The organism is Alphaproteobacteria bacterium, from assembly GCA_023898725.1.
Lineage (GTDB): Bacteria > Pseudomonadota > Alphaproteobacteria > JAUHZC01 > JAUHZC01.
The window spans coordinates 278,819-303,143 of record CP060236.1 but is presented as its reverse complement, the minus strand read 5'-3'; the positions used below and the strand labels follow the sequence as shown (position 1 = coordinate 303,143).

The window sequence follows — 24,325 nt, the reverse complement described above, 5'->3', positions numbered from 1 at the left end:
TCTTGCAAATTTAGTCAAAGAGCCCCGGTGTGAACTTTGGTGTTTTCCGGGGCTTTTTTAATGGCTTTGACTCCGGGCGGTGTGCGGCGCTCTTCGAACGCACGCAGGTGCGACCGTCGTGCATTTCGATGACTAAATGTTCCGCGCGCACAACATTTTTGCTTGTCGTGATGGGGTTATTGTCATGATCACGAATGACGGCAAATCCTCGGCTAAGGGTTCTTTCATAAGCATAACTTCCCAGAACTTGCGCATTCTTTTCAAGACTGAGGTGTGTGTGTGCCAATCGCGCGTTAACCCCCCTGACAAGGCGGGTCCAGATCATATGAATAGCCTCCGTTTGTGCGCGCAGAATGTGTTGGGGGTGTCGAAGGCGCATTCCTCTGTCATCAAGCCGCTGCTGATGGCGCAACAAGCTTTGGGTTTGCCAAGTGAGTTGCTTTGATGCATGGGAGATCCGTTGGCTGATTTGCCCGATAATTTGGTGAAGTGTTCGCGTGAGGTGTGCCCCCATTTTTGCAACGGTATGTTGCAGCTCAAACTTCACAGGAACAGCCATTTCAGCCGCGGCTGTTGGTGTTGGCGCGCGGTGGTCACTTGCGTAGTCTACAAGTGTTGTATCTGTTTCGTGTCCAATAGCTGTAATAATGGGGATTGTTGATGCACCTACGCATCGCACAAGACTTTCATCATTAAATGACCAAAGATCTTCAATGCTTCCCCCGCCGCGCGCCAGAATGAGAACATCAGGTCGGTTCGGATCTTTGTAGGAAAGAGCGTTAAACCCTTTGATGGCATTGATGATTTCACCAGCTGCTTTCTCGCCTTGAACAGCTGTTGGCCACAGAATAATACGTCTGGGAAAACGGTCATCAATACGGTGAATAATGTCTCGAATAACAGCTCCTGTTGGCGATGAAATAACACCAATTGTTTGTGGGAGGTAGGGAATTGCTTTTTTGCGATTTCTGTCAAAAATTCCTTCTTGAGAAAGAGCGTTTTTGCGTTCCTCAAGAAGCTTAAGAAGTGCTCCGGTTCCTGAGACCTCAAGAGACAAGGCACTTAGTTGATATTTGGAGCGCCCCGCAAAAGTGGTGACGCGGCCTGTTATGATTACATCTAATCCATCTTGGGCTTTAACAGGAAATGTTCCCACAACGTTGCGCCAAGCAACAACATCAAGCGCAGCGTGCGCATCCTTTAGTGTGAAGTATAAGTGTCCAGAGCTATGATGTGTTGCTCCTGATATTTCTCCTCGTACACGCACAAGGGTGAATGCTCCCTCAAGTGTTGTGCGGATTTTTTGGGAAAAATCGCTGACACCCATATAAGTATCGGTGGATTGTTCTAAGAGCATGTGCGGCAAGGAAACCCAAGATTTTCTGAGAAGCTACAAAGATAGTCCCTCAATGTGTCCTTTTATGCAATGGATTTTTGTTTGTTATTTTCAAGGATTCATTGAAGTAATCCAATAAAAAAGTAAGAAATTTTATTATAATCCCCATAATCAAGCTATACAATGGCATTTTTTTACAAAATCTGTTTGTTAATCTTCGGAAACTTTGGTATCAGATACATGTGATTGTCATGGTAAATCAATGAACTCCGAAACACTTCTCTCTAAAAAAGAAAAAAAAGCAGTCTCCCCTGAGATTTGGAAACTGAGCATTGCGGTAATGTTAGCCGCTGTTTCAACAACAATGACATTCAGTGTATCTCCCATGTATATGAAGGAAGTTCTTGGGTTTTCTTTGATTTCCATTGGCGTGATAGAGGGGCTTTCCGAAGGACTTTCTCAGCTAAGCAAGCTCATGTCAGGTGTTTTCGGGGATTACTTCCGCAAACGCAAACCACCGTTGATTCTTGGGTTTATCTTGGCGGCTCTTTCAAAGCCACTTTTTATTCTTGCTGGCTCTCCTTTATGGATCACAGTATCAAAGCTCACAGAGCGGATAAGTAATGGCCTGACAGCGACCCCTCGTGATGCTTTTGTAGCGGATGAGTCCACCCCAGAAAATCGTGGAGCCAGTTTTGGGGTTATGATGACCCTCAAGACGATCGGGTGTGCAGCAGGTTCTTTCCTTATTGGTGGAATGATTTTTGTTGCTGGAAAAATGGGATATACGGTTGACTACAAGTTACTCCTTTGGATAGGTTTTGTGCCGTGTCTGGTTGCCGTTTATATGATCACCTATACCGTACGTGAAAGTGCGGCAGTTGGAGTTCCTTCTGCTTCCTTAGGAAGCCGGAAGGGTGTCCGAAAAGATGATGACCAGAAGCTGCGGTTTGCTGATGTGCGTCTTTTGAGTTCTCGTTATTGGATGTTTCTTGTCATTGCAAGCTTGTTTATGCTTGCGCGATTTGCTGATGGACTTTTAGTTTTGCGGATGCAAACATTAGGGGCGCCTATTTGGATTTGCGCGATGGTTATCGGTATTTTTAATATCGTATCGTCCGTCTGTTGCTTCCCAATCGGAGACTTGTCCGATCGTATGCCTCGGGCAAAAATTTTATATTTTTCATTTGTGACGCTCATTCTATCGCACCTCTGCTTTTATGCGGGAGCGGATATGATGGTTGGCCCCTTTGTAATTAATTCGGCGTATTTGGGCATTATTTTTTGGGGTGCGCAGCGCGGCACGTCACAAATTCTTTTCTCTGCAATTATATCGGAAGAGGTCCCTCCCAAGGTAACGGGCACTGCTTTGGGTATCTTTAATCTTACAAGCGGAATGGCAGCTGTTGCTGCCGGATATTGTGCGGGCTATATTTCCGATGACAAAATTCAACTCCCATTTCTGGTGGGTGCTATCGTCGCAGGTGTAGCCCTTGTCACGCTTATTATTTGGAATGTCTATATTGACAATAAAGCTGTCCCAGTGCAGGTGACATGCACGAAAGTCCGTAAAACGGCATAGACACGAAAGGGAGTTCGTACGGTGGCTAAACTACTTTACTATTATTCTGCGATGAATGCTGGCAAGAGCACTCTGCTCTTGCAGGCCGCTTATAACTACCGCGAACGAGGCATGGAGGTGCTCTTGTTCTTGCCGGACTTTGATGCTCGCATGGGAAAAGGAATTATCGGATCCCGTATTGGAATCCATTCTCCGGCACATACGTTTACTGCTGATTTTGATTTTCTGGCTTATGTTTCCCGGGAAGTGGAGGGTCCTCAGCACAGTCTGGCAGCCGTGTTTATTGATGAAGCGCAGTTTTTATCGAAGGTGCAGGTTTACCAGCTAACCGAAATTGTTGACAAGCTCTCTATTCCTGTTTTGACCTATGGGTTACGCTCAGACTTTCAGATGGAACCTTTTGAAGGAAGTAAGTATTTGTTAGCTTGGTCAGATGAAATGCAGGAACTTAAGACCATTTGCCACTGTGGAAAAAGGGCAAACATGAATATGCGCACCGATACCCAAGGCAACGCCATTCATGAAGGCCAACAAATTATGGTTGGTGGTAATGAGACGTATGTTGCTATGTGCCGTCGGCACTACAAAGAGAACATTGAAAAAGCGCAAAACTCTGCTAATCGTGATCGAAGCGATTCTTTGCATGATATGTATCGGCCGGCGATATAACGGACGATGTGGTATAAAGACCTCACGATCGGAGATATAAAACTCCAAGGGAATGTAATTTTAGCGCCTATGTCGGGAGTTACCGATCAGCCCTTTCGTCGGCGGGTGAAAAAATGGGGTGCTAGCCTTGTTGTTTCTGAAATGATCGCCAGTCATGCGATGATTCTTCATACACGGGCGAGCATGCAAAAAGCCCAGGCTGGCTTTGACGAACAGCCTGCGGCAGTGCAATTGGCTGGCTGTGACCCTGACATCATGGCAGAAGCAGCCCGGTTGAACGAAGAAATGGGTGCGACTATTATTGATATTAATATGGGTTGTCCGGTCAAAAAAGTCGTTAATGGCATGGCAGGTTCTGCGTTGATGAAGGATCTTGAGCATGCGCGACGCATTATTGAGGCTACGGTAAGGGCTGTTAAAATTCCTGTGACGTTAAAGATGCGCACAGGATGGAATGATCAAAATCGCAATGCGCCAGAACTTGCAAAAATCGCCCAAGATGTGGGCGTAAAACTTATAACAGTTCATGGTCGCACACGTACTCAGCTTTATAATGGTCGTGCAGACTGGGGGTTTATAAGGCGTGTCAAGGAAGCGGTTTCGATTCCTGTTATTGGAAACGGTGATGTGCGTACCTATGAGGATGTGGACTGTCTTTTTGCCGAATCAGGTGCCGATGGCATCATGATTGGTAGGGGGTGTTATGGAAAGCCCTGGTTGCTTCATCATGTGCTGCACTATGGTCGTACGGGTATGCGCTTAGATCCGCCAAGCCTTGCGGATCAACTTGCTGAAATCTTGATTCATATCAATGAAATTTATAGCCACTATGGTTCATACCAGGGGATGCTTATTGCGCGCAAGCACATTGGTTGGTATTGTAAGGGGTTGCAAAATTCGGCAGAATTTCGAGGAAGGATTAATAGTGAAGAAAATCCGGCTATGATTACGCCTCTTTTATGTGCATTTTTTCGTGATGCGGGCGTAGAGAGTCCGTATGAAAAAGTTGGCTAGGGGTAATTTGCTAAAGATTTGCATGGAGAAAGACACGTGAAAAGTTCACAGGTATCGACAAAAAACCTTCATGAGCTCGTGGACGAGGTTGTTGCTAACTATCTTCAGGCGCATGAAAAAGCAGCGCTGCCACAGAATGTGTATAGACTCATTATGAGTGAGGTGGAAAAAACACTGGTGCGTCAGGTGATGCGCTATACATTGGACAATCAACTCCAGGCAGCAAAAGTTTTGGGGATTAGCCGCAACACGCTGGCGCGTAAATTACGCGAACATAATCTTATTTCTGGCAAAGGATGAGCGCATACCTTAAGCATATAGATGTTGAGCGTTTGTTATACAAGGTGAGCGCTCCTCGGTTTATGCGTTTTTTCCATGTGGCGATCTCAATCGTTGCGGTTCTTCTTTTTGTTATGACCTTTGTCGTCTTTTTGCAATCAGATGTTCTTGATAAACGGAGTCGGCTTTTTAACCTCGTCTTGTACGCTGACATTGCTGTTTTTTCCATTGTTTTTACAATTTTAGTGCGTCAGCTGGTGCTGTTGTTTATGAAGCGTCGAAAAAATCTCGCTGGATCGCGCTTACATAGCAGGATTGTTTTCATTATGGGTATCATTTCGGTGACACCTCCTATTGTTGTTGCTGCCATGCTGTGGTTTGTGTTTAATGAGAGTATTCAAACATGGTTCAGCAATCGTGTGAGCACGGCTTTAAGTCAATCAACAGCCGTTGCAGAAGGATATTTTGAAGAACATAAAAATGTGATCCGCTATAGTGCGGAGGCCCTTGCGCTTGATTTGGCTGCTGACTGGGAAAATTTGCGTAAGAACCCGGAAGTTTTACAGAATGTTTTGAATGCCCAAGCATCCCTGCGGTCCTTGAACGAAGCAATTATTTTTAACCCAGAATCTGTGGTGTTGGCGCGATCCTATCTGACTCTATCTCTGGATTTATTTTGGGTTACAAAAGAGGATATTCACAAAGCAAAGGATGAGGTTGTGCTCTTTACCAAAGATCGAACGGATCGTGTTCGTGCAATGGTTCGCATTCACCCTGATGACAACTTCTATTTGCTTGTGGGACGATACGTTGACAGCACCATTCTTTCACGCATTCAAGAAGTCCATGATGCAAAAAGCGAATACTCTAATTTTCAAAACCGTGTGGGGCAAATCCAAATTACATTTACTATTATATTTGGCACGCTAACGGTTGCTGTATTGCTTCTTTCTGTATGGGTTGGTCTTGGATTCGCAGGACAGATTGTAGGTCCCATTAGTGCTGTGATTCAAGGGGCTGAAAGAGCCGGATCTGGTGACCTAAATGCGCGTCTTAGTGTTGTCACTACAGAACCAGATATTCAACTTCTTGCGAATACCTTTAATGCTATGCTTTCGAGCTTACAAAGCCAACGCAAGGAATTACTTGATTCGCAAGCCTTGAGTGATAAGCGCAGACGGCTGATCCAAGCGGTGCTGAAAAGTATCTCTACAGGTGTTGTTACCCTTGATGCACAGAATCACACGACAATGATTAATCCTCGTGCGCGTGAAATTTTGAATATGAGAGAAAAAGAATCCGAAGGTGTGAAGCTTGATGACTGTATTCCGGATGTTAGCGTGCTCCTGAAACAGGCTCGTGTACAAGGATATATTCAGCGGCAAATCTCACCTATTATCAATGGTGAGCTTCATCAACTTTTGGTAAGTGTGAGTAAAATTGCAGGCCGTAAAGGACATGACGATCTTGTGATGACGCTTGATGACATTACACTTCTTGTCCATGCCCAGAAACAAGAAGCATGGTCAGATGTAGCTCGCCGTATTGCCCATGAGATTAAAAATCCACTCACGCCCATCCAGCTTTCTGCGGAACGAATCAAGCGCCGCTATCCTCCCCAAGATCCAGATGAAAAAGAAATTTTCGATCGTTGTATCAACACAATTGTGCGACAGGTCGATCACATTGGTCGCTTAGTGAGTGAGTTTTCATCCTATGCAAAAATGCCCCAACCCCAATATCAGCTCGTACAAACGATAGCGCTTTTGAAAGACATTGTGCTCTTCAATACAGAGGATGTGCATGCAAATAGCACCCTTTCTTTTGAAACTGTTAATGAAGCGGGAACTGTAATTTCTGAAAAAACAGCCGCACATATTACAGGTCTCTGGCAGTGTGATCCTGATCAAATCTCTCAAGTTTTGAGAAATCTTATCAAAAATGCGCAAGAATCTGTGACAGAGAATTCGCCTCATAACGGAAACATACTTTTACGCGCCTGTGTTTCTCATGATGGTCTGACCATTGAGGTCCACGATAATGGTCGGGGGTTCCCCGTTGGTCCTATCGAACGTTTGCTTGATCCTTATGTAACACATAAAGAGAAAGGAACAGGTCTAGGTTTGGCTATTGTGCATAAGATTGTTGTTGATCACGAAGGGAAACTGACGTTGCTGCCTAGTGCTCTTTTGGGAGGAGCTTGTGTGCGCATAACGATCCCTAAGCATATGTTCAGAACTACGACAGAGGTTTAGGAGCTTTAGGTTTTTCCAATTGAGCTCCTGATTATGATAACTATGCTGATGGAGATCTCTTTTTGGTTATGGTGAGACACAAAAAGATCACCTTTTTGAAGATCATAGATTGTTCCAAGACATGTCCCGCAATCATTGAGCGAGCGTATTAGCTGTTAGTGGTTATGCGCGTGAGAATATATTGTGCTCCGCGGTCATTAGGCCTTTTGGATTTTCCGGAAAGATAGGTCGTCCACCCAAGTGAAGCTGTTCCATCAACTCTCATGGTTTGGCGCTCTTCTTCTGGAAGGGTTAATTTGACGCGAACACTGCAGCGTTTATGAATATACAAATGACACAGATCTTGAAGATGTAAAAAACCATGACCAGAAGGTATAAGGCTTTCATACATTGCATGGGACATCGTACTCATGACAACATCAACATAATAATCTTGCTGCCACGCCCGCTGTCCAAGAACGGCCGTGTCTCCTAACCGATTAAGCTGACCACACTTCCTCCCCAAGCGGGTTTGTTGGGATGAGTCGATGGAAACCCATCGACCGACTGAAGTTTGGACTGTGACAGGAATGCTAAAGTAGTGTATGAGTAACTGTATGAGTCCTGAGATGTTTCGAGGATTTTGCCATAAAAGACCAGCATAGAAAGGAAGAGCTCGATCAGGAAAGGCCATGCGATTGCGCGATTCAGTCTCTCCCAACCCCGCAATCGCGAGAAAAGCTTTTCCCATGGCTGTCTCATGGGGGCGTTTTGTATTGAGCATCACATGGCGTTTGCGAGCGACATCGTGCAGCAAGTGTAATAAGCGATTATGAAAAATATCGAGAAAATCTTGGAAGACAAAATCTCCCGCACGTCTGCGTTTTAATATCAGTTCTGTGATGGGAAGAGGGAGGGGACCCTGTACACCGGCTAATCCCATAAAGTTTACATTTAGGCGTATAGGAGAGTGAATGTCTTTGGGAATATCAACAAAAAAAATATCACCGGGAGGCCAATTCAAGTGAACGTGACCACCAATACGTAAAGGTTGAACTGGTTTTTGGCCCTCCAAAGATTTGTCGGTTTTGGAGCTACGCCAGGCATTCAGTAACCGCATGACTTGATGAAATGAAAATGCATAGGGTGTTGTAATGAGCTCATCAACCAATGCTTTTGGTAGGACTCTCATAACAGGGACTTTTCTCCATTTTCAGGTACCCAGACATGCCATGGCTTTTCTCGTCCATGGGCCACCACCACGCACTCCACAAAGGAGTTGAGCGCTGCAGAGTTTGTTAAAAATTTTTGCAAAACAGTAAAAAAAATAAATGGTTCGCCGTTACGCAGAAATGTTTCATCTACATGAAACGTCACTTGTGTGCCATGGACAAATCCACGCCATGCCTCGACACACGTGCGGCGGGTAACGGTGCGCGTTTCAAGTCTTTTAATCGCACGAATGTCTGTGGACACATATCCGTCATCCATTTTATAAAGATGGAGAATTGTTTTAAAAGCCTCACAGCTTTTGGGATCACTGCTGAGACTGAGGTGATTGGTATTCACGTGTGAAATTAAACGCCACAGGGTTTCCCCCTCCAACGGCGGATACTTTAGCGGCGTCGGCTTATGAAGGGTCACCACGCGTGAAGCGGGATTTTCTACCTCACACTGGAACAGTGTTCCGGGACTGACATACTCTGCCAGCCCACGATTGGTGCACCAAACCTTAGCGTACACGGTATCAGTTGCTGGCTTGAAAATATCCATATTGGTATTTACAAAGCTTATCTTTGTGTCAATTCCTGTATATGAGCTGCGAAACATGGGCACTGTAGTTGTTATCCACATAGGAAAATCAGTATGCGTATCGCTATACTGATAGCGAAAATACGGCTGAAGAGTAACAGGATTATGGGCGCTTTCATGCAGGATATACACCGATTCCACACTATGAATCTCAGTGGTTTTTTCTCGTCGCACATCTCCTACGAGACGATATTCCGTTTCTTTGTTATCGACAAAAATTGGTTCAGATATTTTTGAAAAAAGATTAATCGCCGGCGTGCATCCAAGTTTGAACATATCCTTATTGACGTGCTGCACATCAAAAAGAAAATCATCTGGTATGCCGATATAAATCTCTTGAAGTTCTCCGGCTTCACGCGTGTGAAGGTTTGTGAGATCGAAAAAACAAAACTTGTGTGGAAAGTGGAAATACTCATAGAGCAACCGATACGAATCGTGAGCGTTTGAAGGAAAGGGCATCACATTATCATTGGTATCAAACCCTACATGACGCACTGATCCACGAGGGCACAACGAAAGAAGCGGATCCGCATCATCACGATAGTTGGCAAGAACCATAGGTGCGTTTTCTCGAAAAAGCATCTCACAGATACGGTCTTGGGTTGTTCGATCAGCGTCAATATAAAACCGCAATCGGCTATAAGGAAGCTGATTTAAAGGGTCAGAAAGAGGTTTTATTTTTAAGCAAAGGACCCTCTGATTAGGAATATCAATAACACGAACAGGGGTTGTGTCGCGTCGTCGAATGATGGCATCAGATACTTCTACAGGCCACACCTGAACAGGATATGCCGTGCGAAAATAGCACTCTGTATCATCGTTTGTCCCTGTAAATAAGAGAGTTTCTTTAGGAATTTCTGCTCCTTCGCTAAAGCTATCCTGGCTATCATGCGTATCAAATTGAATGATTGTGGCAGGCGGAACGGGATGTGTGAACTGGGGGTATAGTGTATCAAGAATTGCTTTGGCAACGTGAGGGTACTGGTCATCGACATTTTTTTGAATCTTTGCTGTAAGGTAGGCAAAAGCCTCAATGAGGCGCTCCACGTGCGGATCAGCTATATCTGTGCCGCTGAGCTCAAGACGCTTAGCAATTTTCGGATACTGCTTGGCAAACGCCGCTCCTTCGTTGCGTAAGTATTGCAACTCTTTTTGATAGTAATGGAGAATTCGATCATTTTGTGCAGACATAGTCGCTAGCCCTAAAATACCCCTATTTAATCACCCTACAGGACTTTTAACAATCTTCCAAGATGAACCAATTGTGCAAAAAAATATTCCCAAACGCAGCACATGTGTTAGCGATTCATTTTTGGGACAGTTGATGGTAGTGTTTCTGTATTGTTATCGTTGTACACGCATGAAGCATATTCTTATCGCAAACTGGAAAATGAACGGCCTGAAAGGTGATATTCACAATTTTTGTACGCAGCCTTTTCCTGTGGATATTTCAGAAAACATACAAAATAAAACCCTTATTTTATGCCCACCATCAATCTATCTTGGACTTGCTTGCGCCCATGCGCCTGAAAACTTGTTGATATACGCACAAGATTGCTCTGCTTATGAAAAAGGAGCGTACACAGGGGAGATATCGGTAGCTATGCTGGCAGATATGGGCGTGAAGGGTGTTCTTCTCGGCCACAGTGAACGGCGAATTTATCACGGTGAAACAGATGCACGGGTGGGAAAAAAATTAGCTGCAGCTCTTACGTGTGGCCTAACGCCTGTAGTGTGCATTGGGGAAACGCGTGAAGATTACGAGAGCAAACAGACACAGGTTTTCGTAGAAGCCCAGATTGCGGCAACTCTTGATTCATGTGACTATGTTTCTACCTTGCATAACATTGTGTGGGCGTATGAGCCTCGTTGGGCAATAGGAACGGGCAAAACCCCTACACAGGAGGAGATAACCACAGTTATCCAAACAATTCGTGAAACTCTAGAGGGGAAAACAGGCAATCCAACACCACATATTATTTACGGAGGATCTGTGACGGCTCAAAACGCCCACGCAATCAGTACAGTACCTTCTGTGCACGGTGCATTAATTGGTGGAGCCAGCCTAGACAAGGATTGTTTGGCAGAAATTATACGCCAGTGGGGTTCTTTCTAAAGAAGAAGCGCCTGCCCTCGACGGGTGGGTCTTCCGTGTTTTTTCTATTGGATTTCTTTCAGCCCCAATGAACGTAACTTCCTGTGCAAGGCGGACCGCTCCATTCCTACAAAGGAGGCAGTTTGAGAAACATTCCCCGAAAACCGCTTGACTTGGGTCAGTAGATAGTTGCGCTCAAAAGCCTCACGCGCTTTGCGTAAAGGGAGTAACAAAATTTCTCCTCCCCCATATCCAACGGCTTCCTGGGTTGGGGGCTCTTGGTTGAAAAGATCCCGCGGAAAGTCCGATGGTTCAATCATATGGCCATGAAAAGAATGATACTGTGCATACAAGCCATCAATCACGTTGCGCAACTGGCGGACATTTCCTGTCCATGCACAACCATTTAATGCACCATAGGCTTGCGATGAAAGTTTTAGTGGCCTCTTGCCGTATGAAAGCGCTAGTTTTTGGAGGAAGAAATTCACGAGCGGCGTAATGTCTTCGCGACGGTTTGCCAATCCGGGTACATAAACTGAGGTAACATTCAAGCGATGGTACAAATCTTCCCGAAAGAGACCCTCGGTAATTTTTTGTTGAAAGTCACACCCTGCGCCTGAAAATATGCGCACATCGGCTGAAAAGGGATGTACCCCCCCAAGCCGTGTGAAAGACCCAGAGTGCAGAAACTTCACAAGCTTTCCCTGGATATCGAGAGGCAGACAATCGACCTCTTTCAAATAAAGAATCCCATTATGTGCTTTTTCCAGAGCCCCCACATGACGTGTTGTAAACTGAATTTCTTGGCTTGCGGAAGGCTCATGACCAAAAAGCGCCATATCAAATTCATCAGGGGCGAACTGATCACAGGGGAAAACAACATACGGAGCGCGAAACCGTGTTGAGCGTTTATGAAGCAGTCGGGCACAAATGTCTTTGCCCGATCCAGGAGGTCCTGTAAACAAAATTCGGGTGTTTGTCTCTGCGTATTTTTCAAGATTTCCATTAAAGTTACCCACAAATGGAGAGGTCCCTATGAGTGTATCTGATTCTTGATTTTGGGTGCGCAAATACATATTCTCTTGTATCAAAACACTCGCATCTAAGGCCCGCTGGATCACAAGAATCATATGCTCTGCCTTAAACGGTTTTTCAATAAAGTCAAATGCACCGGAGCGCATAGCCTTCACGGCTGTTTCAACAGTGCCATGACCACTCATCATGACAACCGGGATGTGTGGATGCGTCTGGCGAATGATTTGTAAGGCCTTAAGACCATCCATGCGTCCCTCACCCATCCATATATCCAATAGAATGATGCCCGGACATCGATTCAAAACAGCGGTAATGGCCGCTTCGCCAGACTCAACATACCGTGTGGAAAACCCCTCATCATGCAGCACATCTGCAATCAAATTTCCAATATCCAGTTTATCATCAACAATAAGAACTTCTATCGACACGCAGGTCCTTGAGACAAAATATGTTGTTATTATACAACACCAGTCCTGGAGATTGTCAACTATGCAAAGCATTCCACCGAGAAAGTTTTGTATTTTTTTCTCTCATCCGTAAAAAATATTCTTTTTAAATCTCAAAAGAATCTGTTTCACGAGAAAAAATCGCGAACAAAATCTACGAACATAGGAACATATCGCCCATACTGCCCAGAGTTTGACACTTCTAATTCCTGGATCTTCCTTCAGTAATAATTTTAGAGGAACAGTGTGTAGCCTAAGGCGTCCTAACCAAAAGTGTCCGCCCTACCGTAGGAACAGAAAGACTTGCGTTTTGCTGGTATTTTTCTTACATTTCGCCTATATTTTTATGGTATATACATGAATCCGTACGCTGGGGAAGTTCTCACCCTTGCTCTTTGTTTGTGTGGCATTAGCATCACATACCGTTTTTACGGTATAGTGGGGATTTTTTCTTATAACATTCTGGGGATTCTCGTTGCAAATATTCAAGTCTTTAAAGTCGTTGACTTTGGTTTTTCGCAGCCCTTTGCTCTTGGTACAACGGTGATGAGCACACTATTTCTGACAAGTGATTTTATCACAGAAAAGTATGGCAAAAATATGGCTCATCAACTAGTTTCACTGAGTTTTTTGGCTTATTTTCTGTTTGTGAGCATGCTGATGATCACAGTCTTTCAACATCCACCAACCCCTGAAACAGCCTATAGCAGAAGTGTTCAAGCGGCACTTGAGCAACTATTTTTACCGGCACCGGGCTTCTTTTTGGCCAGCCTTGCTGCCTTTTTCTTTTCACAGCGTTTGGATATTGGTCTTTATGGTTTTTTTAAAAATAAATTCCCCATGAGCAAGACTACTCTTCGTGCGGCGGTTAGTTCTATTTGTGCCACATTTTTTGATAATCTTATTTTTAGCACACTTGCTTGGGTGGTTTTTCATCCCAGTCCTCTTCCCCTTGATGCTGTTGTACACACCTATATATTCAATGGATTTTTCTTTCGCGTGGGGCTTGCTGTTTTTAATGCCCCTCTGGTTTCACTGTTAGGGAAGGTTACCCCAAAGTATGAATTGTACGTACCCAAACGTTAATTTCGCTGTGTCTGTTAATACCCAAGGGGGGCCACGTCGCGGAAAAATTACTACCCTCCATGGTGTTGTGGAAACACCGGCATTTATCTTTTGTGCAACGAAAGCAAGTATTAAGGGGCTTTCTCCTCAACTGATGCGTCAAGCCGGAACGCAAATTATTCTTTCAAATACGTATCATCTTATGCTGCAACCGGGCGGAGAAGCGGTGGCGCAATTGGGGGGACTGCAGCGTATGACAGGATGGCAGGGGCCCATGTTAACGGACTCTGGAGGATTTCAAGTATTCAGCCTTGGTCATGGTTCTGTTGCGTCTGAAATCAAAGGCAATCGCACACAAAGTGCCCCTCAAACACTGATCAAGTTAACGGAGGAGGGTGCGCATTTTCGTGCCTATACTAATGGAAAGAGAGAGTTGTTAACCCCTGAACGCTCTATTCAAACCCAACAAAGTCTAGGGGCTGATTTAATCGTCGTGTTTGATGAGTGCACGCCCTTTAATGTTCCCAAAGAGTATACACGTGAGTCAATGCGCCGCAGTCATCGTTGGGCTTTACGCAGCCTGAGGGAGTTTCAAAAGAAACATAATGGAACGCAGGCTCTCTACGGAATTGTTCAAGGGGGGATATACGAAGATATGCGTCAAGAAAGTACCGACTTTGTAAACACACACCCGTTTTTCGGCCATGCTGTTGGGGGTTCTCTTGGGGCGCACAAAAATCAAATGTATGATGTCGTTTCCTATACCTTGGATCGCCTCAGGCGTGATCGCCCGGTTCATCTGTTGGGCATCGGTGGGGTTCGCGATATTTTTAATGGCGTTCGCTGTGGTGTTGACACTTTTGACTGTGTTCACCCAACACGTTTGGCCCGCCATGGAGGTGCCCTCCTTCGTGCGGATCAGCGTACAGCAACGGATACATTCACAAAAGAACATATTGATCTTCGTCAAGCAAAGTATCGCTTGGATGATGTACCACTTGATCCTTTCACTGCTGATCCATTTTTAAAAGAATTTTCTCGTGGATATGTGCATCATCTTTTACAAGCGGGGGAATTTCTGGGCCATCAGATCATTACGTACCATAATGTAAAGTTTATGAATGATTTAATGACAGACATTCGTTACGGGATTGAAACGGGCACACTAGATGGCGTAGAGGCAAAATGGATAGGGGGAATTGGATAATTTTCTATGTTGTCTACCCTGCAAAAAGCCACAGAACAGGTTCTGCAGCTTTTTGGTGGGACTATTAAAATCTCTAATTCAGGACAGAGGTTGTTCCTTCTGATCCTTGCATTTCATCAGATCCCTTTCCTTGAGATTCGGCAAGTTTGCGAAAGTCAATCATGGCAAGATTAATGGGAACTACACTTGCCTCATGGGTTGTGCTTGCGATAATTGCCCGTGCAAAGGGGAATAAAATTCGTGGGCAGTCAATAAGAAGCATTTCTTTGAGTGCACGTTCATCTGTTTCTGTGATTGTGAAAATTCCTGCGTACGTGAGCTCAAAAATAAACATTTTTTCCGATTTATGCGTTGCTTCTGCCCGTACGATCAACTCGACTTCGTAGGTTTGCTCGGCCACGCCACGCCCCTGGACTTCAACGTTAATGCTGATATCTGGGTTTTCTTGCATACTAAATGTTTTGAGAGGGTTAAGGTTCTCAAAAGATATATCCTTCACATATGTTACATTAATATTAAGGGGAAGGCCGTCATATGCTGTTACAGGGGCCGTTGGTTTTTCTTTGGACATGTTGTTTCTCCATTTTTCTCAAACGATGGTAATGGAAAATCCCTCTTTAAATCAACAGGTATGTGGCAAAATGCCTTTCTTATTACGCACATATGCGTTAATTTGTTCATAATAACCGATGGAGATTCACGTAATGGGAATTGATCTCATGTTTTTGGCACTGGTAGCCGGAGTTTTGATTTTTCGACTTTATTCTACACTGGGTAAGGAAGATCCTCATACCCAAGAGCGTGTCAGGCACATCAAGGAAAATCTTGCCCGTGAACTAGGTGAAATTACCGAGCGCGGGTTACCATCATCCCACGACACAGAACCCTTCGATGATGTGCTCAATCTTTTCCGTGATTCTGAGCGTCCTTTTCTCTCTTCCCTTCACAAAAACTGGCCAGAGTTTTCTCCTGTGATGTTTGTGGAAGGAGCAAAGAAAGCCTATGTCTTTATTGTGGAATCATTTGCAGCAGGTCAAAAAGAAGTCATCAAACCTCTTGTTTCGCAGGATTTATACAATACCTTTGCCACAATTATGGATGCACGGGAAAAAAAAGGAGAAGTGCATCAACATACAGTGAATAATGTCCGCTCGTTGCGCTTCGTCGATACATCTTTTAAGGGGAAAGTGGCCACAATTACTCTTGATATTCATAGCTTTCAAACGCATACCTCAAAAGACAAAGACGGAAATCCTCTTTACGAAACGGGTGAAGATTTAGAGGAAATGTGGGATCGGTGGGTGTTTAGTCGTGACACTACCAAAGCTCATCATTCTTGGGTTCTGATCAAGATTGAGGCGACCCCACGAGATGATCGAACAGAGTAAATCCGTGACGTTGGCAAGACTTTACAGACATGCGGATATGAAGGATTTTGATCCAGATTCTGCCTGGGAGTCATTTGCAGAAACGGTGACCCCTCATTGTGAAAAAATTTCTTCGGCGGTGCCCAAATATTTGCCTAAGCCTGATCCTCATATCAAAGGGACGCCGCGTCCAGTTGAAACCCTCTTTGCTGCTTCCTCTGTCCCGCAGGTTGCATCGTTTCAATCACGTAAGCAAAAGGGTAAGATTCCTTTGATTGAGACTACGCTTGATCTTCATGGGTTTACGCAAAAGTTGGCCTTTGAACGCCTGTGTAGTTTTGTGCATATGTGCTGCACCCAGAAAAAACGGTATGTGTTGGTCGTGACAGGTAAGGGGAATCCTCTGACTGGCACAGGCATTATCCAACAGGAACTCCCGCGCTGGTGTGCTGTATCACCCTTATCACAGCATATTATTGCGTGTGCATTTGCCCCCCCAAATAGGGGAGGTAAAGGTGCCTACATTCTGCATCTTCGGATTGCCAAAAACCATCAGTCAGAAACAGAAAGCGATTAACGATGGGGATAAAATGCTCACATACATAGGCTCGTTTATTCTCTGTATTATGCTTGCGACGCCCACGTGTGGGGCAAGTGTCTCTGTGCTTGATGGCGCTACGATGGGCTTGGCATGGACATTGCCGTTTGTCGGGATTTTACTATCAATTGCAATGGGCCCATTACTGTTTCCGCACGTGTGGCATGCGTACTACGGACGCATTGCACTTTTTTGGGCTCTTTCAATGATTGTACCCTTATATATGACGAACGAAGTAGCAACAAAAACAATTCTTGTTCATACCTATATAGCAGAATATATCCCGTTTGTTTCTCTTGTTGGAGCCTTATTTGTTGTGGCCAGTGGATTGCATATACGCATTCGAGGAGAGGGTGGGCCCGTGATCAACGTTACGATCATGCTTGTGGGATCAACTTTTGCAAGCTTTGTAGGAACAACGGGGGCAGCACTTCTCTTTATTCGACCACTCATTCGCATGAATGCGTGGCGAAAATATCGTTCTCACACAGTGATCTTCTTTATTTTTACTGTTTGTAATGTGGGTGGAGCTCTCACAGCACTGGGGGACCCCCCCTTGTTCTTAGGTTTTTTGAATGGTGTTGACTTTTTTTGGACGACAAAGCATTTGTGGCCTCCAACAGTATTCATGGTTTTTTCTCTGCTTTTTATTTATTGGGTGATTGATCATCGCTATCACAGGAAAGATGTTGCTGCGCTTGTGCCACCACACGAACGCCGCAAAAGCCACGACATGGTTCGTTTTGTCGAAGTTGAAGGGAAGGAAAACTTTTTTTATCTCGGTATTATTCTTGGTGCTGTAATCATGAGTGGATATTGGGACCCTGGTGTGAACACCGTGATTTTTGGTGTAAAGCTTGAACTTCAAAATATTTTGCGTGATATCATTATTGTGACGGCTTCTTGTTTTTCTTATGTGCGTACCCCAAGCAACATTCATCACAAGAACCAATTTAGATGGGAGCCACTGTGCGAGGTTGCCAAATTATTTGCTGCTATTTTTATTACCGCATCGCCCGTTTTTTCTATGCTAAAGGCGGAAAAAGCAGGGGCATTTTCTTGGCTTATTGACTTTGCTTACACAAATGGCAAGCCCAGTACAGATGCCTTTTTTTGGTTAACAGGATGGCTGTCATCTTTTCTGGATAACGCTCCTACATACATGTTGTTTTTTCACCTAGCAGGAGGAAATGCCACCACGCTTATGAATGAGTATGCGAATGTTCTTGCAGCCGTTTCCTGCGGATCCGTCTACATGGGGGCCATGACGTACATTGGGAATGCGCCTAATTTTATTGTCAAATCTATAGCTGAAGAAAATCACATTCACATGCCTAGTTTTTTTGGATACCTGGGATGGTCGAGCGTGATTCTACTGCCTCTTTTCATTTTTGTGGATCTCATTATTAACTGGTGGTAAATAATCGTTCACACGCATAACTACCCATCTGTTTCGGGTAATAGTACTTCCCGTCTGCCTACATGATTTGCCTCAGAAACAAAACCGCGTTTTTCAAGATCATCCATAATTGTGGCTGCACGGTTATAGCCAATCTTTAAGTGCCTTTGAATGAAACTAGTGGATGCCTTTCGTTGTTCCTGAATCAATGTCACAGCCTTCTCAAAAAGATCGTCACCATCGCCACCGGTGGCGCTAAAGCCCGTCACTCCTGAGGATGTATCCTCATTTTCCTCAAGAACAGTTGATACATATGAAGGAGATCCTGATGCACGGAGGCTATTGGCGACACTCTCGACATCGTGATCTTTAACAAAAGGACCGTGTACGCGGATTGTGCGCCCACCGCCTGCCATGTAGAGCATGTCACCCTGTCCGAGAAGCTGTTCTGCACCCCCTTCTCCCAAAATGGTACGGCTATCAATTTTTGAAGTGACCTGAAAGCTAATACGGGTAGGGAAATTTGCTTTGATTGTTCCGGTGATAACATCAACGGAGGGGCGTTGTGTTGCCATAATAATGTGTATTCCAGCTGCGCGGGCCATTTGTGCCAAACGTTGAATGGCCCCCTCGACATCTTTGCCTGCAACGAGCATCAAATCGGCCATTTCATCAACAATAACAACAATATAAGGAAGTGCCTTCATATCAAGCTCTTGTTCCTCAAACTGCGGACGACCGCTTTCATTATCAAAGCCAACCTGGACACGTCGTGTGAGAACATCGCCCTGCTTATTGGCGCGTACAATTTTTTCGTTATAACCATCGATGTTCCGTACACTAAGCTGTGACATGGCCCGGTAGCGATCTTCCATTTCACGTACAACCCACTTTAAAGCGACAACGGCTTTGCGGGGATCTGTTACGACAGGTGTTAAAAGGTGGGGAATACCATTATAGACAGATAGCTCAAGCATTTTGGGATCAATCATAATAAACTTACACTGATCGGGCGTTAGGCGATAAACGAGTGATAAAATCATAGCATTCACAGCCACCGACTTTCCTGACCCCGTTGTGCCGGCGACAAGTAAATGGGGCATCCGTGACAAATCTGCAATAATGGGACTCCCACCAATATCCTTTCCTAAAATCAGTGGCAAGTTGGCTTGATGACTTAGATAACTGTCACTTTGCAAAAGGTCTTTGAGGTAAACGGTATGGCGATCTTCATTGGGAAGTTCAATACCAATAGCATTGCGCCCAGCAATCACAGAAACACGTGCCGAAATTGCACTCATGGATCGGGCGATGTCATCAGCTAATCCAATAATACGCGATGACTTAATTCCTGGTGCCGGAACGAGTTCATAGAGTGTTACGACAGGGCCTGGACGCACGCTCACAATGTCTCCGCGTATTCCGAAATCCTCGAGGACAGCACTCAGCTCCTGAGCGCGCTGGGAAAGCGCATCTTTAGAGATGCGAACGTTTGTTGATTCTGCGGCTGCGTCACTAATCAAGTTTACGTCAGGTAATTGTAATGGGGTATGTACCTGGGATGGGACAGCAACAGAGGAAGATCCCAATGCTCCAGGAAAGCGTGTGCGTGATTGCGTGTGTGAGGATGCTGGTGCACGTGTCCTTGATGTTTCAGGGGGTTCTTCGGTTTTTGGTGTGTACATACGGTAAGAATCAAGGGATCCATTATTTGACACCCCATCATCAGGAGAGTCACCCACGACATCCACAGGACCTATGCTCGGTGCCTTGCTCTGCAAAGGCCGGACTATGTGTGAATTCCTTGCGAAAACACGTGTATTTATTCTCGAAAATACACGCACCCCATAGCCGTACATTAGTCGCATGCTACTAACAATACTGTGGCCACACACTGTCTTTATTTTCTTCCACTGTTCATCACGCAGCCCCAGTGAGAAAAAATATCCCGCAAAACCAATGAGAAGAAATATTCCTGAAACCCCCCAGCTGATGTGTGGAAAGTGGGTCTTACGCACGCACCACTCTGCTACAAGATAACCCATGTGTGAGCACACAGAAGAGACCCCCACAGATGCTCCTGTTCCCATTGCGACCACAATAAGGGAGAGAGGCAAAACAGCAAAGCGTAAATACAGCATGCGAATGTCACGGAAGTTCATGATTTCCCATCCCCAAATGAGAAAGGGGAGGCCAAGTAGTAATGACCACGCATGAATGGATTGCCATAAAAAATCATGAATAACGGAACCCCAAAAGCCAAGTATGTTGCTATAGCTATCTGTGGATACAATATTATTCAATGATGCATCTTCGGGGTGTGCGGTAATGAGGGCCATCGTAAGAAGAGCGCCCCCTAAGACGAATGCTAGACCTCGTGCTTGGTGGAGGCGTCGTGACAGATATAGCCGCAACGATAATGGCAAAAGGCGGGATTTATTTTTTGATCCAGAAGATTTTAAGTACATATAATTTTGTTTATTTTAGAAATACTTTTATTATAGATTCCATCATAAAACGTTTTTGAGTGAGAGGGAATACAGGAACCGTCACGGGCACATATTTTTTGAATAGGAGCATAGCTCTGTCTATGGAAGGGGGTAATCCCCTGACGGATAAGTGCGTTGAGATGCGCCTGTGTCCCGTATCCCACATTGGTGAGCCAGCCGTACCCCGAGTATAGTGTATCAAGGTGTGCCATGATAGTATCACGAACAACCTTGGCGACAATCGAGGCAGCGGCAATGCTGTAGGAGATTTGATCTCCCTTCACGATCATTTGCGTGGGGAACGGCAGAAGTGGATCACGGTTGCCATCAATGATAAGTGCAGAAGGCGGCACAGATAAATCATCTATAGCCTCCTTCATTGCTTGCTTTGTAGCCCCTGCGATGGTTATCGCGTCAATTGTAGCGGCACTTATTTCCCCAACACCGATATGCACTGTGCGACCATTTTCATGACAGAGCTGTGAAAAAATGGCTCGACGTCTAGGAGCGCTTAGCTTTTTGGAGTCTCGTAAGACACACAAAATATTTTTCGGGAAATCATACAATATAATGACAGCAGCGGCAACAACGGGTCCAGCCCAAGGACCACATCCGACCTCATCAATACCAGCCACGAGAGATGTGCCCATGGATTTCTCATAGGCAAAACTGGGCATATGGTCAGGCATCAGAAGCGGATTCATCGATCAGAGAAGGTTCCTTAGAAGACTTCAGGCGGGTTATTTTTTTTTCACCTGCTCCTGCTTGCGTTTTCAACTTTTGACGCAAATGCTGATGGCATGATTGGAAAAAATTCAGCTCCTGTGTGTATACCTCGCACATGATTTCGTTTGCATCCAAGGTTGCTTTCGTCAATTTTTTCAATCGACGCAGTGAGCGCACCCAGTAAGGACTAAAAACTAGTGATAGGGCTACGAGAGTCAAGATCATTTTCTTTCCATAAGGGCTAATAAGGGATTCTTGTGCCCCAATTGTCGCCATGAGGAATCCGAACTCTCCCATTTGTGAAAGAGCAATTCCTGAAACAAAAGCTGTTTTCCACGTTTGACCAAACAACCGCAAGGAAATAACATTGACAAAAGTTTTAATGCTTGCCACGGCAAACAGTGCAAAGAGCAACAAATTCCAGTTGTCAAAAATAAAGCGCACATCCAAGAGAAGGCCAATTGAAAGAAAAAACACGGCCATTAAAATACTTTGTACGGGCTGAATGACTTTAAAAAGGGCGTGACTTTGGCTGGAGTTTCCAATGATCAGACCTCCAATAAATGCACCATAGGCCGCAGAAAGCCCCACAAGACCCGAAAGTGCCGCACATGTAAAGCAAAAAGCAAGACCTGCCAAAGGGGAAAGCTCTGCATTTTTCGCTAATGTATCAAGCGCTCCTAGGCGCCAGGTTCCTCCCTCGCGAAACAGCCGTACAACACCCCATAAAACCCCCATAGCAATAGCCATCTTTCCCAACAAGGAGGCATACCCTGCGTTTTCCCCCCACTGTCGAAGCATGATAATTACTGGAATTACAACCAAATCCTGTGCAATCAAAATACCAACAGAAAGCCTTCCCACTTGTGTCGTTAGTTGGTCAATGCGGTTTAGCATGTTAATTGCGACGGCTGTACTGGAAAAACCAACACTTGCGCCCAACACGACAATCATTTGTGTCGATAAACCAAAGATCGAACCACCGATGTACACGGCAAGAAAAATCGCCGCTAACTGGGTCAAGGCGGCGCCTAAGGCAATGCTCCACACTTTCTGAAACTCCTTCAGCTTTAGTTCCATACCAATAACATAAAGCAACATCTGAACACCAAGTTCCGCTAAGAGAGTGATATAGCTTGCGTCAGAGGCAAAGCCTAAAACTGAGGGACCTAAGAGTGTGCCGGCAAGAATGTACCCCAGAATAGCCGGTTGCTTAAAATATTCAAACAAGAGCCCACACCCCAATGCCATCATAACCAGCAGTGAGAGTTCAACCAAAAAACGATCTTCCATATATGTAATCCTTAAAAATCTAAGTTGCTATAGTGGGGGCTTGGGATAAGAGCGGGTACGCGATCTTTTAATAGGGGGCGAAAACTAGGGCGCGACTTGACCCGTGCATACCAATCTGATGCCTGGGGATAGTTTGCCCAAAAAATGTGTCCTAAGTAATCCACACACGATAAATGTGCAGCAGCCGTGATATCGGCAAGGGTGAGTGCTTCGCCAGCCAGCCAGTCATGCATCGTGAGAAGCGATGTTATATAATCCAGGTGCTGTGTGAGAAGGATGTTGCCTTCGCGGATGATTTTGGCATCTGGATTGCCGAGATTACACTTTGATTTCAGGCTCTTTTCAAAAATAATTGCTTGCCACACATCGTTATAAAACTTCTGGTCAAACCACGCCACTAACCGCCGCACTTCTGCACGTCGCAAGGGGTCTCGACCAATCAGCCCAAGTGCGTATGACTCGTCTAAGTATTCGCAAATAGCCTGGCTATCGCAAAATGTAATATTGTGTTCTTCAATAAATACTGGCAATATTCCTGACGGGTTGAGCTGTAGAAAATCCTCTCGTAAATCCCACGGATTTACGAGGAGAACATCATGGGGAAGGCGTGCCTCACCAAGCATGACCCGCACTTTTCGTGAGAGAGGGCACAACCACCAATAGTATAGCTTGCGCATCTATCAAATATTTCATCCTCTTACTTTTTGTAAGTGAACGTGACGAGGAACGCAAGGAAAACTCTCAAAAAATATTCACTAATGTGCTGTTTTTTCAGAACCCAAACCAGTGTATTGTAGATTTCTATAATTTTAGGATACACATATGAGCCTTATGCACGCACTTTTACTTGCACTTATTCAGGGGGTAACAGAATTTCTTCCTGTTAGTTCGTCTGCACATTTACAGCTTGTGCAGTTTGTTACACCCTTTCCTGCGCATGACAAGTTGTATGATGTTGGTCTTCATGGTGCAACACTTCTAGCTGTTTTGCTTTATTTTCGTCACGATCTCACGCAAATGACGATAGGGAGTCTGCGTGCTTTGCAGGGGCAGATAACCCCACCTTTTTACAAAGTACAGTGTCTCATTATTTCAACACTTCCTGTCATTATTACCGGGGCATGTGTTTCTCTTTTTGAGATTTCATTTCCCGAAACGTGGTTGGGTGCCAATATGATCATCTTTGGTATCCTGATCGGTTGGGCTGATCACAAAGGAAGAAAAAACCGTACACAGGAAGAAATTACCCGTATGGAGGCTTTGGTTATCGGCATGTGCCAGGCCTTTGCTGTTGTTCCAGGTGTAAGCCGACTCGGTGCATGTCTTATAGGAACACTGATGATTGGGCTATCACGGGTTGAGGCTTTGAAGTATGCATTGCTGCTATCCATTCCTTCCGTGGTGGGGGCTATTGCCATGACAGTGTTTAAGGAATCAGCAGGTAAGGAACTGGTATGGGACTACACAATGACGGTAGGCGCATGCATGGCCCTGTCTATTGCCATGATGACACTGCGGTGGGTGTTTGTGTGGTTATCACACAATTCTTTGCGACCAATTGTAATCTATCGCATAATTATTGGTCTTGTGATTCTTCTGGGAAGATAAGGCCCGTTTCAGTGCAAAGTTGTGGATGGTTGGAGGTCTTAGTCGTTCAACCTCACACTGAAAAGGTATCT

At 45.0% G+C, this 24,325-nt stretch carries 21 protein-coding genes; 12 read left to right on the top strand and 9 right to left on the bottom strand.

Going from position 1 to position 24,325, the window contains the following annotated elements; all coding sequences use genetic code 11:
• Positions 1-10 precede the first annotated feature (10 nt).
• Positions 11-1,357: an exodeoxyribonuclease VII large subunit gene (locus tag H6849_01375; GenBank protein ID USO01683.1), complete on the bottom strand. Its 1,347-nt coding sequence runs from the start codon at positions 1,355-1,357 to the stop codon at positions 11-13.
• A gap of 241 nt (positions 1,358-1,598) precedes the next feature.
• Here H6849_01375 and H6849_01370 point away from each other — a divergent pair, with 241 nt between their 5' ends.
• From H6849_01370 to H6849_01350, 5 genes are all read left to right on the top strand, one after another.
• Positions 1,599-2,918: an MFS transporter gene (locus tag H6849_01370; protein USO01682.1), complete on the top strand. Its 1,320-nt coding sequence runs from the start codon at positions 1,599-1,601 to the stop codon at positions 2,916-2,918.
• A gap of 21 nt (positions 2,919-2,939) precedes the next feature.
• Positions 2,940-3,587 carry a thymidine kinase gene (locus H6849_01365; GenBank protein USO01681.1) on the top strand — a complete coding sequence of 216 codons (648 nt, stop codon included), beginning with the start codon at positions 2,940-2,942 and terminating at the stop codon, positions 3,585-3,587.
• 6 nt (positions 3,588-3,593) lie between these two features.
• The gene (gene dusB, locus H6849_01360) at positions 3,594-4,601 is read left to right on the top strand and encodes a tRNA dihydrouridine synthase DusB (protein USO01680.1); all 1,008 of its coding nucleotides are present in this window, start codon (positions 3,594-3,596) and stop codon (positions 4,599-4,601) included.
• Between the two features lie 36 nt (positions 4,602-4,637).
• Positions 4,638-4,901 (top strand): hypothetical protein, encoded by a 264-nt coding sequence (locus H6849_01355; protein USO01679.1) that lies wholly within the window; start codon positions 4,638-4,640, stop codon positions 4,899-4,901.
• A 62-nt stretch (positions 4,902-4,963) separates the two neighbouring features.
• Positions 4,964-7,135, top strand: a complete 2,172-nt coding sequence (locus H6849_01350; GenBank protein USO01678.1) for a HAMP domain-containing protein — start codon at positions 4,964-4,966, stop codon at positions 7,133-7,135.
• Positions 7,136-7,283: 148 nt separating this feature from the next.
• On the opposite strand, the gene tssG is transcribed toward H6849_01350, so the two are convergent.
• Together tssG and tssF are read right to left on the bottom strand one after the other, a co-directional pair.
• The gene (gene tssG / locus H6849_01345) at positions 7,284-8,306 is read right to left on the bottom strand and encodes a type VI secretion system baseplate subunit TssG (protein USO01677.1); all 1,023 of its coding nucleotides are present in this window, start codon (positions 8,304-8,306) and stop codon (positions 7,284-7,286) included.
• Positions 8,303-10,117, bottom strand: coding sequence for a type VI secretion system baseplate subunit TssF (gene tssF / locus H6849_01340; GenBank protein USO01676.1), 1,815 nt, complete (start codon positions 10,115-10,117; stop codon positions 8,303-8,305). Before tssF ends, tssG begins: the two co-directional genes overlap by 4 nt.
• A gap of 169 nt (positions 10,118-10,286) precedes the next feature.
• Here tssF and tpiA point away from each other — a divergent pair, with 169 nt between their 5' ends.
• Entirely contained in the window at positions 10,287-11,042 is a 756-nt protein-coding gene (gene tpiA / locus H6849_01335) for a triose-phosphate isomerase (GenBank protein USO01675.1), read from the top strand.
• Between the two features lie 44 nt (positions 11,043-11,086).
• Here the strand turns inward: tpiA and H6849_01330 are convergent, their stop codons facing one another.
• Complete coding sequence (locus H6849_01330; GenBank protein USO01674.1) at positions 11,087-12,484, bottom strand: sigma-54-dependent Fis family transcriptional regulator; 1,398 nt, start codon at positions 12,482-12,484, stop codon at positions 11,087-11,089.
• Positions 12,485-12,859: 375 nt separating this feature from the next.
• On the opposite strand from H6849_01330, the gene H6849_01325 reads away from it, so the two are divergent.
• Together H6849_01325 and tgt are read left to right on the top strand one after the other, a co-directional pair.
• Positions 12,860-13,588 carry a queuosine precursor transporter gene (locus tag H6849_01325; GenBank protein ID USO01673.1) on the top strand — a complete coding sequence of 243 codons (729 nt, stop codon included), beginning with the start codon at positions 12,860-12,862 and terminating at the stop codon, positions 13,586-13,588.
• The gene (tgt, locus tag H6849_01320) at positions 13,563-14,774 is read left to right on the top strand and encodes a tRNA guanosine(34) transglycosylase Tgt (protein USO01672.1); all 1,212 of its coding nucleotides are present in this window, start codon (positions 13,563-13,565) and stop codon (positions 14,772-14,774) included. Before H6849_01325 ends, tgt begins: the two co-directional genes overlap by 26 nt.
• 73 nt (positions 14,775-14,847) lie before the next feature.
• Here the strand turns inward: tgt and secB are convergent, their stop codons facing one another.
• On the bottom strand, positions 14,848-15,345 hold the full coding sequence (secB, locus tag H6849_01315; protein USO01671.1) for a protein-export chaperone SecB: 498 nt from the start codon (positions 15,343-15,345) through the stop codon (positions 14,848-14,850).
• Positions 15,346-15,478: 133 nt separating this feature from the next.
• Here secB and H6849_01310 point away from each other — a divergent pair, with 133 nt between their 5' ends.
• The 3 genes from H6849_01310 to H6849_01300 are packed head-to-tail and all read left to right on the top strand — an operon-like array spanning position 15,479 to position 18,159.
• A complete protein-coding gene (locus H6849_01310) occupies positions 15,479-16,162 on the top strand; it encodes a Tim44/TimA family putative adaptor protein (GenBank protein USO01670.1) in 684 nt (227 codons plus the stop codon).
• Entirely contained in the window at positions 16,146-16,718 is a 573-nt protein-coding gene (locus tag H6849_01305) for a Smr/MutS family protein (protein USO01669.1), read from the top strand. Before H6849_01310 ends, H6849_01305 begins: the two co-directional genes overlap by 17 nt.
• Positions 16,719-16,767: 49 nt before the next feature.
• Positions 16,768-18,159, top strand: coding sequence for a sodium:proton antiporter (locus H6849_01300; protein USO01895.1), 1,392 nt, complete (start codon positions 16,768-16,770; stop codon positions 18,157-18,159).
• A 20-nt stretch (positions 18,160-18,179) separates the two neighbouring features.
• Here H6849_01300 and H6849_01295 read toward each other — a convergent pair whose 3' ends face one another.
• From H6849_01295 to H6849_01280, 4 genes are read right to left on the bottom strand one after another with little or no spacing between them, the layout of a single operon-like run.
• On the bottom strand, positions 18,180-20,606 hold the full coding sequence (locus H6849_01295) for a DNA translocase FtsK 4TM domain-containing protein (protein ID USO01668.1): 2,427 nt from the start codon (positions 20,604-20,606) through the stop codon (positions 18,180-18,182).
• Positions 20,597-21,304, bottom strand: coding sequence for a ribonuclease HII (locus H6849_01290; GenBank protein ID USO01894.1), 708 nt, complete (start codon positions 21,302-21,304; stop codon positions 20,597-20,599). The genes H6849_01295 and H6849_01290 overlap by 10 nt, the downstream gene beginning before the upstream one ends.
• A 4-nt stretch (positions 21,305-21,308) precedes the next feature.
• Complete coding sequence (locus tag H6849_01285) at positions 21,309-22,646, bottom strand: cation:proton antiporter (protein USO01667.1); 1,338 nt, start codon at positions 22,644-22,646, stop codon at positions 21,309-21,311.
• A gap of 11 nt (positions 22,647-22,657) precedes the next feature.
• Positions 22,658-23,323 (bottom strand): glutathione S-transferase family protein, encoded by a 666-nt coding sequence (locus tag H6849_01280; protein ID USO01666.1) that lies wholly within the window; start codon positions 23,321-23,323, stop codon positions 22,658-22,660.
• Between the two features lie 145 nt (positions 23,324-23,468).
• On the opposite strand from H6849_01280, the gene H6849_01275 reads away from it, so the two are divergent.
• Complete coding sequence (locus tag H6849_01275) at positions 23,469-24,254, top strand: undecaprenyl-diphosphate phosphatase (GenBank protein USO01665.1); 786 nt, start codon at positions 23,469-23,471, stop codon at positions 24,252-24,254.
• Positions 24,255-24,325: the final 71 nt, after the last annotated feature.

Excerpts from the sequence above, each read along its gene's own strand:
- H6849_01375 (USO01683.1), bottom strand. The coding sequence starts at position 1,357 with ATGCTCTTAGAACAATCCACCGATACTTATATGGGTGTCAGCGATTTT.
- H6849_01370 (USO01682.1), top strand. The coding sequence starts at position 1,599 with ATGAACTCCGAAACACTTCTCTCTAAAAAAGAAAAAAAAGCAGTCTCC.
- dusB (USO01680.1), top strand. The coding sequence starts at position 3,594 with ATGTGGTATAAAGACCTCACGATCGGAGATATAAAACTCCAAGGGAAT.
- H6849_01350 (USO01678.1), top strand. The coding sequence starts at position 4,964 with ATGCGTTTTTTCCATGTGGCGATCTCAATCGTTGCGGTTCTTCTTTTT.
- tssG (USO01677.1), bottom strand. The coding sequence starts at position 8,306 with ATGAGAGTCCTACCAAAAGCATTGGTTGATGAGCTCATTACAACACCC.
- tssF (USO01676.1), bottom strand. The coding sequence starts at position 10,117 with ATGTCTGCACAAAATGATCGAATTCTCCATTACTATCAAAAAGAGTTG.
- tpiA (USO01675.1), top strand. The coding sequence starts at position 10,287 with ATGAAGCATATTCTTATCGCAAACTGGAAAATGAACGGCCTGAAAGGT.
- H6849_01325 (USO01673.1), top strand. The coding sequence starts at position 12,860 with ATGAATCCGTACGCTGGGGAAGTTCTCACCCTTGCTCTTTGTTTGTGT.
- tgt (USO01672.1), top strand. The coding sequence starts at position 13,563 with ATGAATTGTACGTACCCAAACGTTAATTTCGCTGTGTCTGTTAATACC.
- secB (USO01671.1), bottom strand. The coding sequence starts at position 15,345 with ATGTCCAAAGAAAAACCAACGGCCCCTGTAACAGCATATGACGGCCTT.
- H6849_01310 (USO01670.1), top strand. The coding sequence starts at position 15,479 with ATGGGAATTGATCTCATGTTTTTGGCACTGGTAGCCGGAGTTTTGATT.
- H6849_01305 (USO01669.1), top strand. The coding sequence starts at position 16,146 with ATGATCGAACAGAGTAAATCCGTGACGTTGGCAAGACTTTACAGACAT.
- H6849_01300 (USO01895.1), top strand. The coding sequence starts at position 16,768 with ATGCTTGCGACGCCCACGTGTGGGGCAAGTGTCTCTGTGCTTGATGGC.
- H6849_01295 (USO01668.1), bottom strand. The coding sequence starts at position 20,606 with ATGTACTTAAAATCTTCTGGATCAAAAAATAAATCCCGCCTTTTGCCA.
- H6849_01290 (USO01894.1), bottom strand. The coding sequence starts at position 21,304 with ATGCCCAGTTTTGCCTATGAGAAATCCATGGGCACATCTCTCGTGGCT.
- H6849_01285 (USO01667.1), bottom strand. The coding sequence starts at position 22,646 with ATGGAAGATCGTTTTTTGGTTGAACTCTCACTGCTGGTTATGATGGCA.
- H6849_01280 (USO01666.1), bottom strand. The coding sequence starts at position 23,323 with ATGCGCAAGCTATACTATTGGTGGTTGTGCCCTCTCTCACGAAAAGTG.
- H6849_01275 (USO01665.1), top strand. The coding sequence starts at position 23,469 with ATGAGCCTTATGCACGCACTTTTACTTGCACTTATTCAGGGGGTAACA.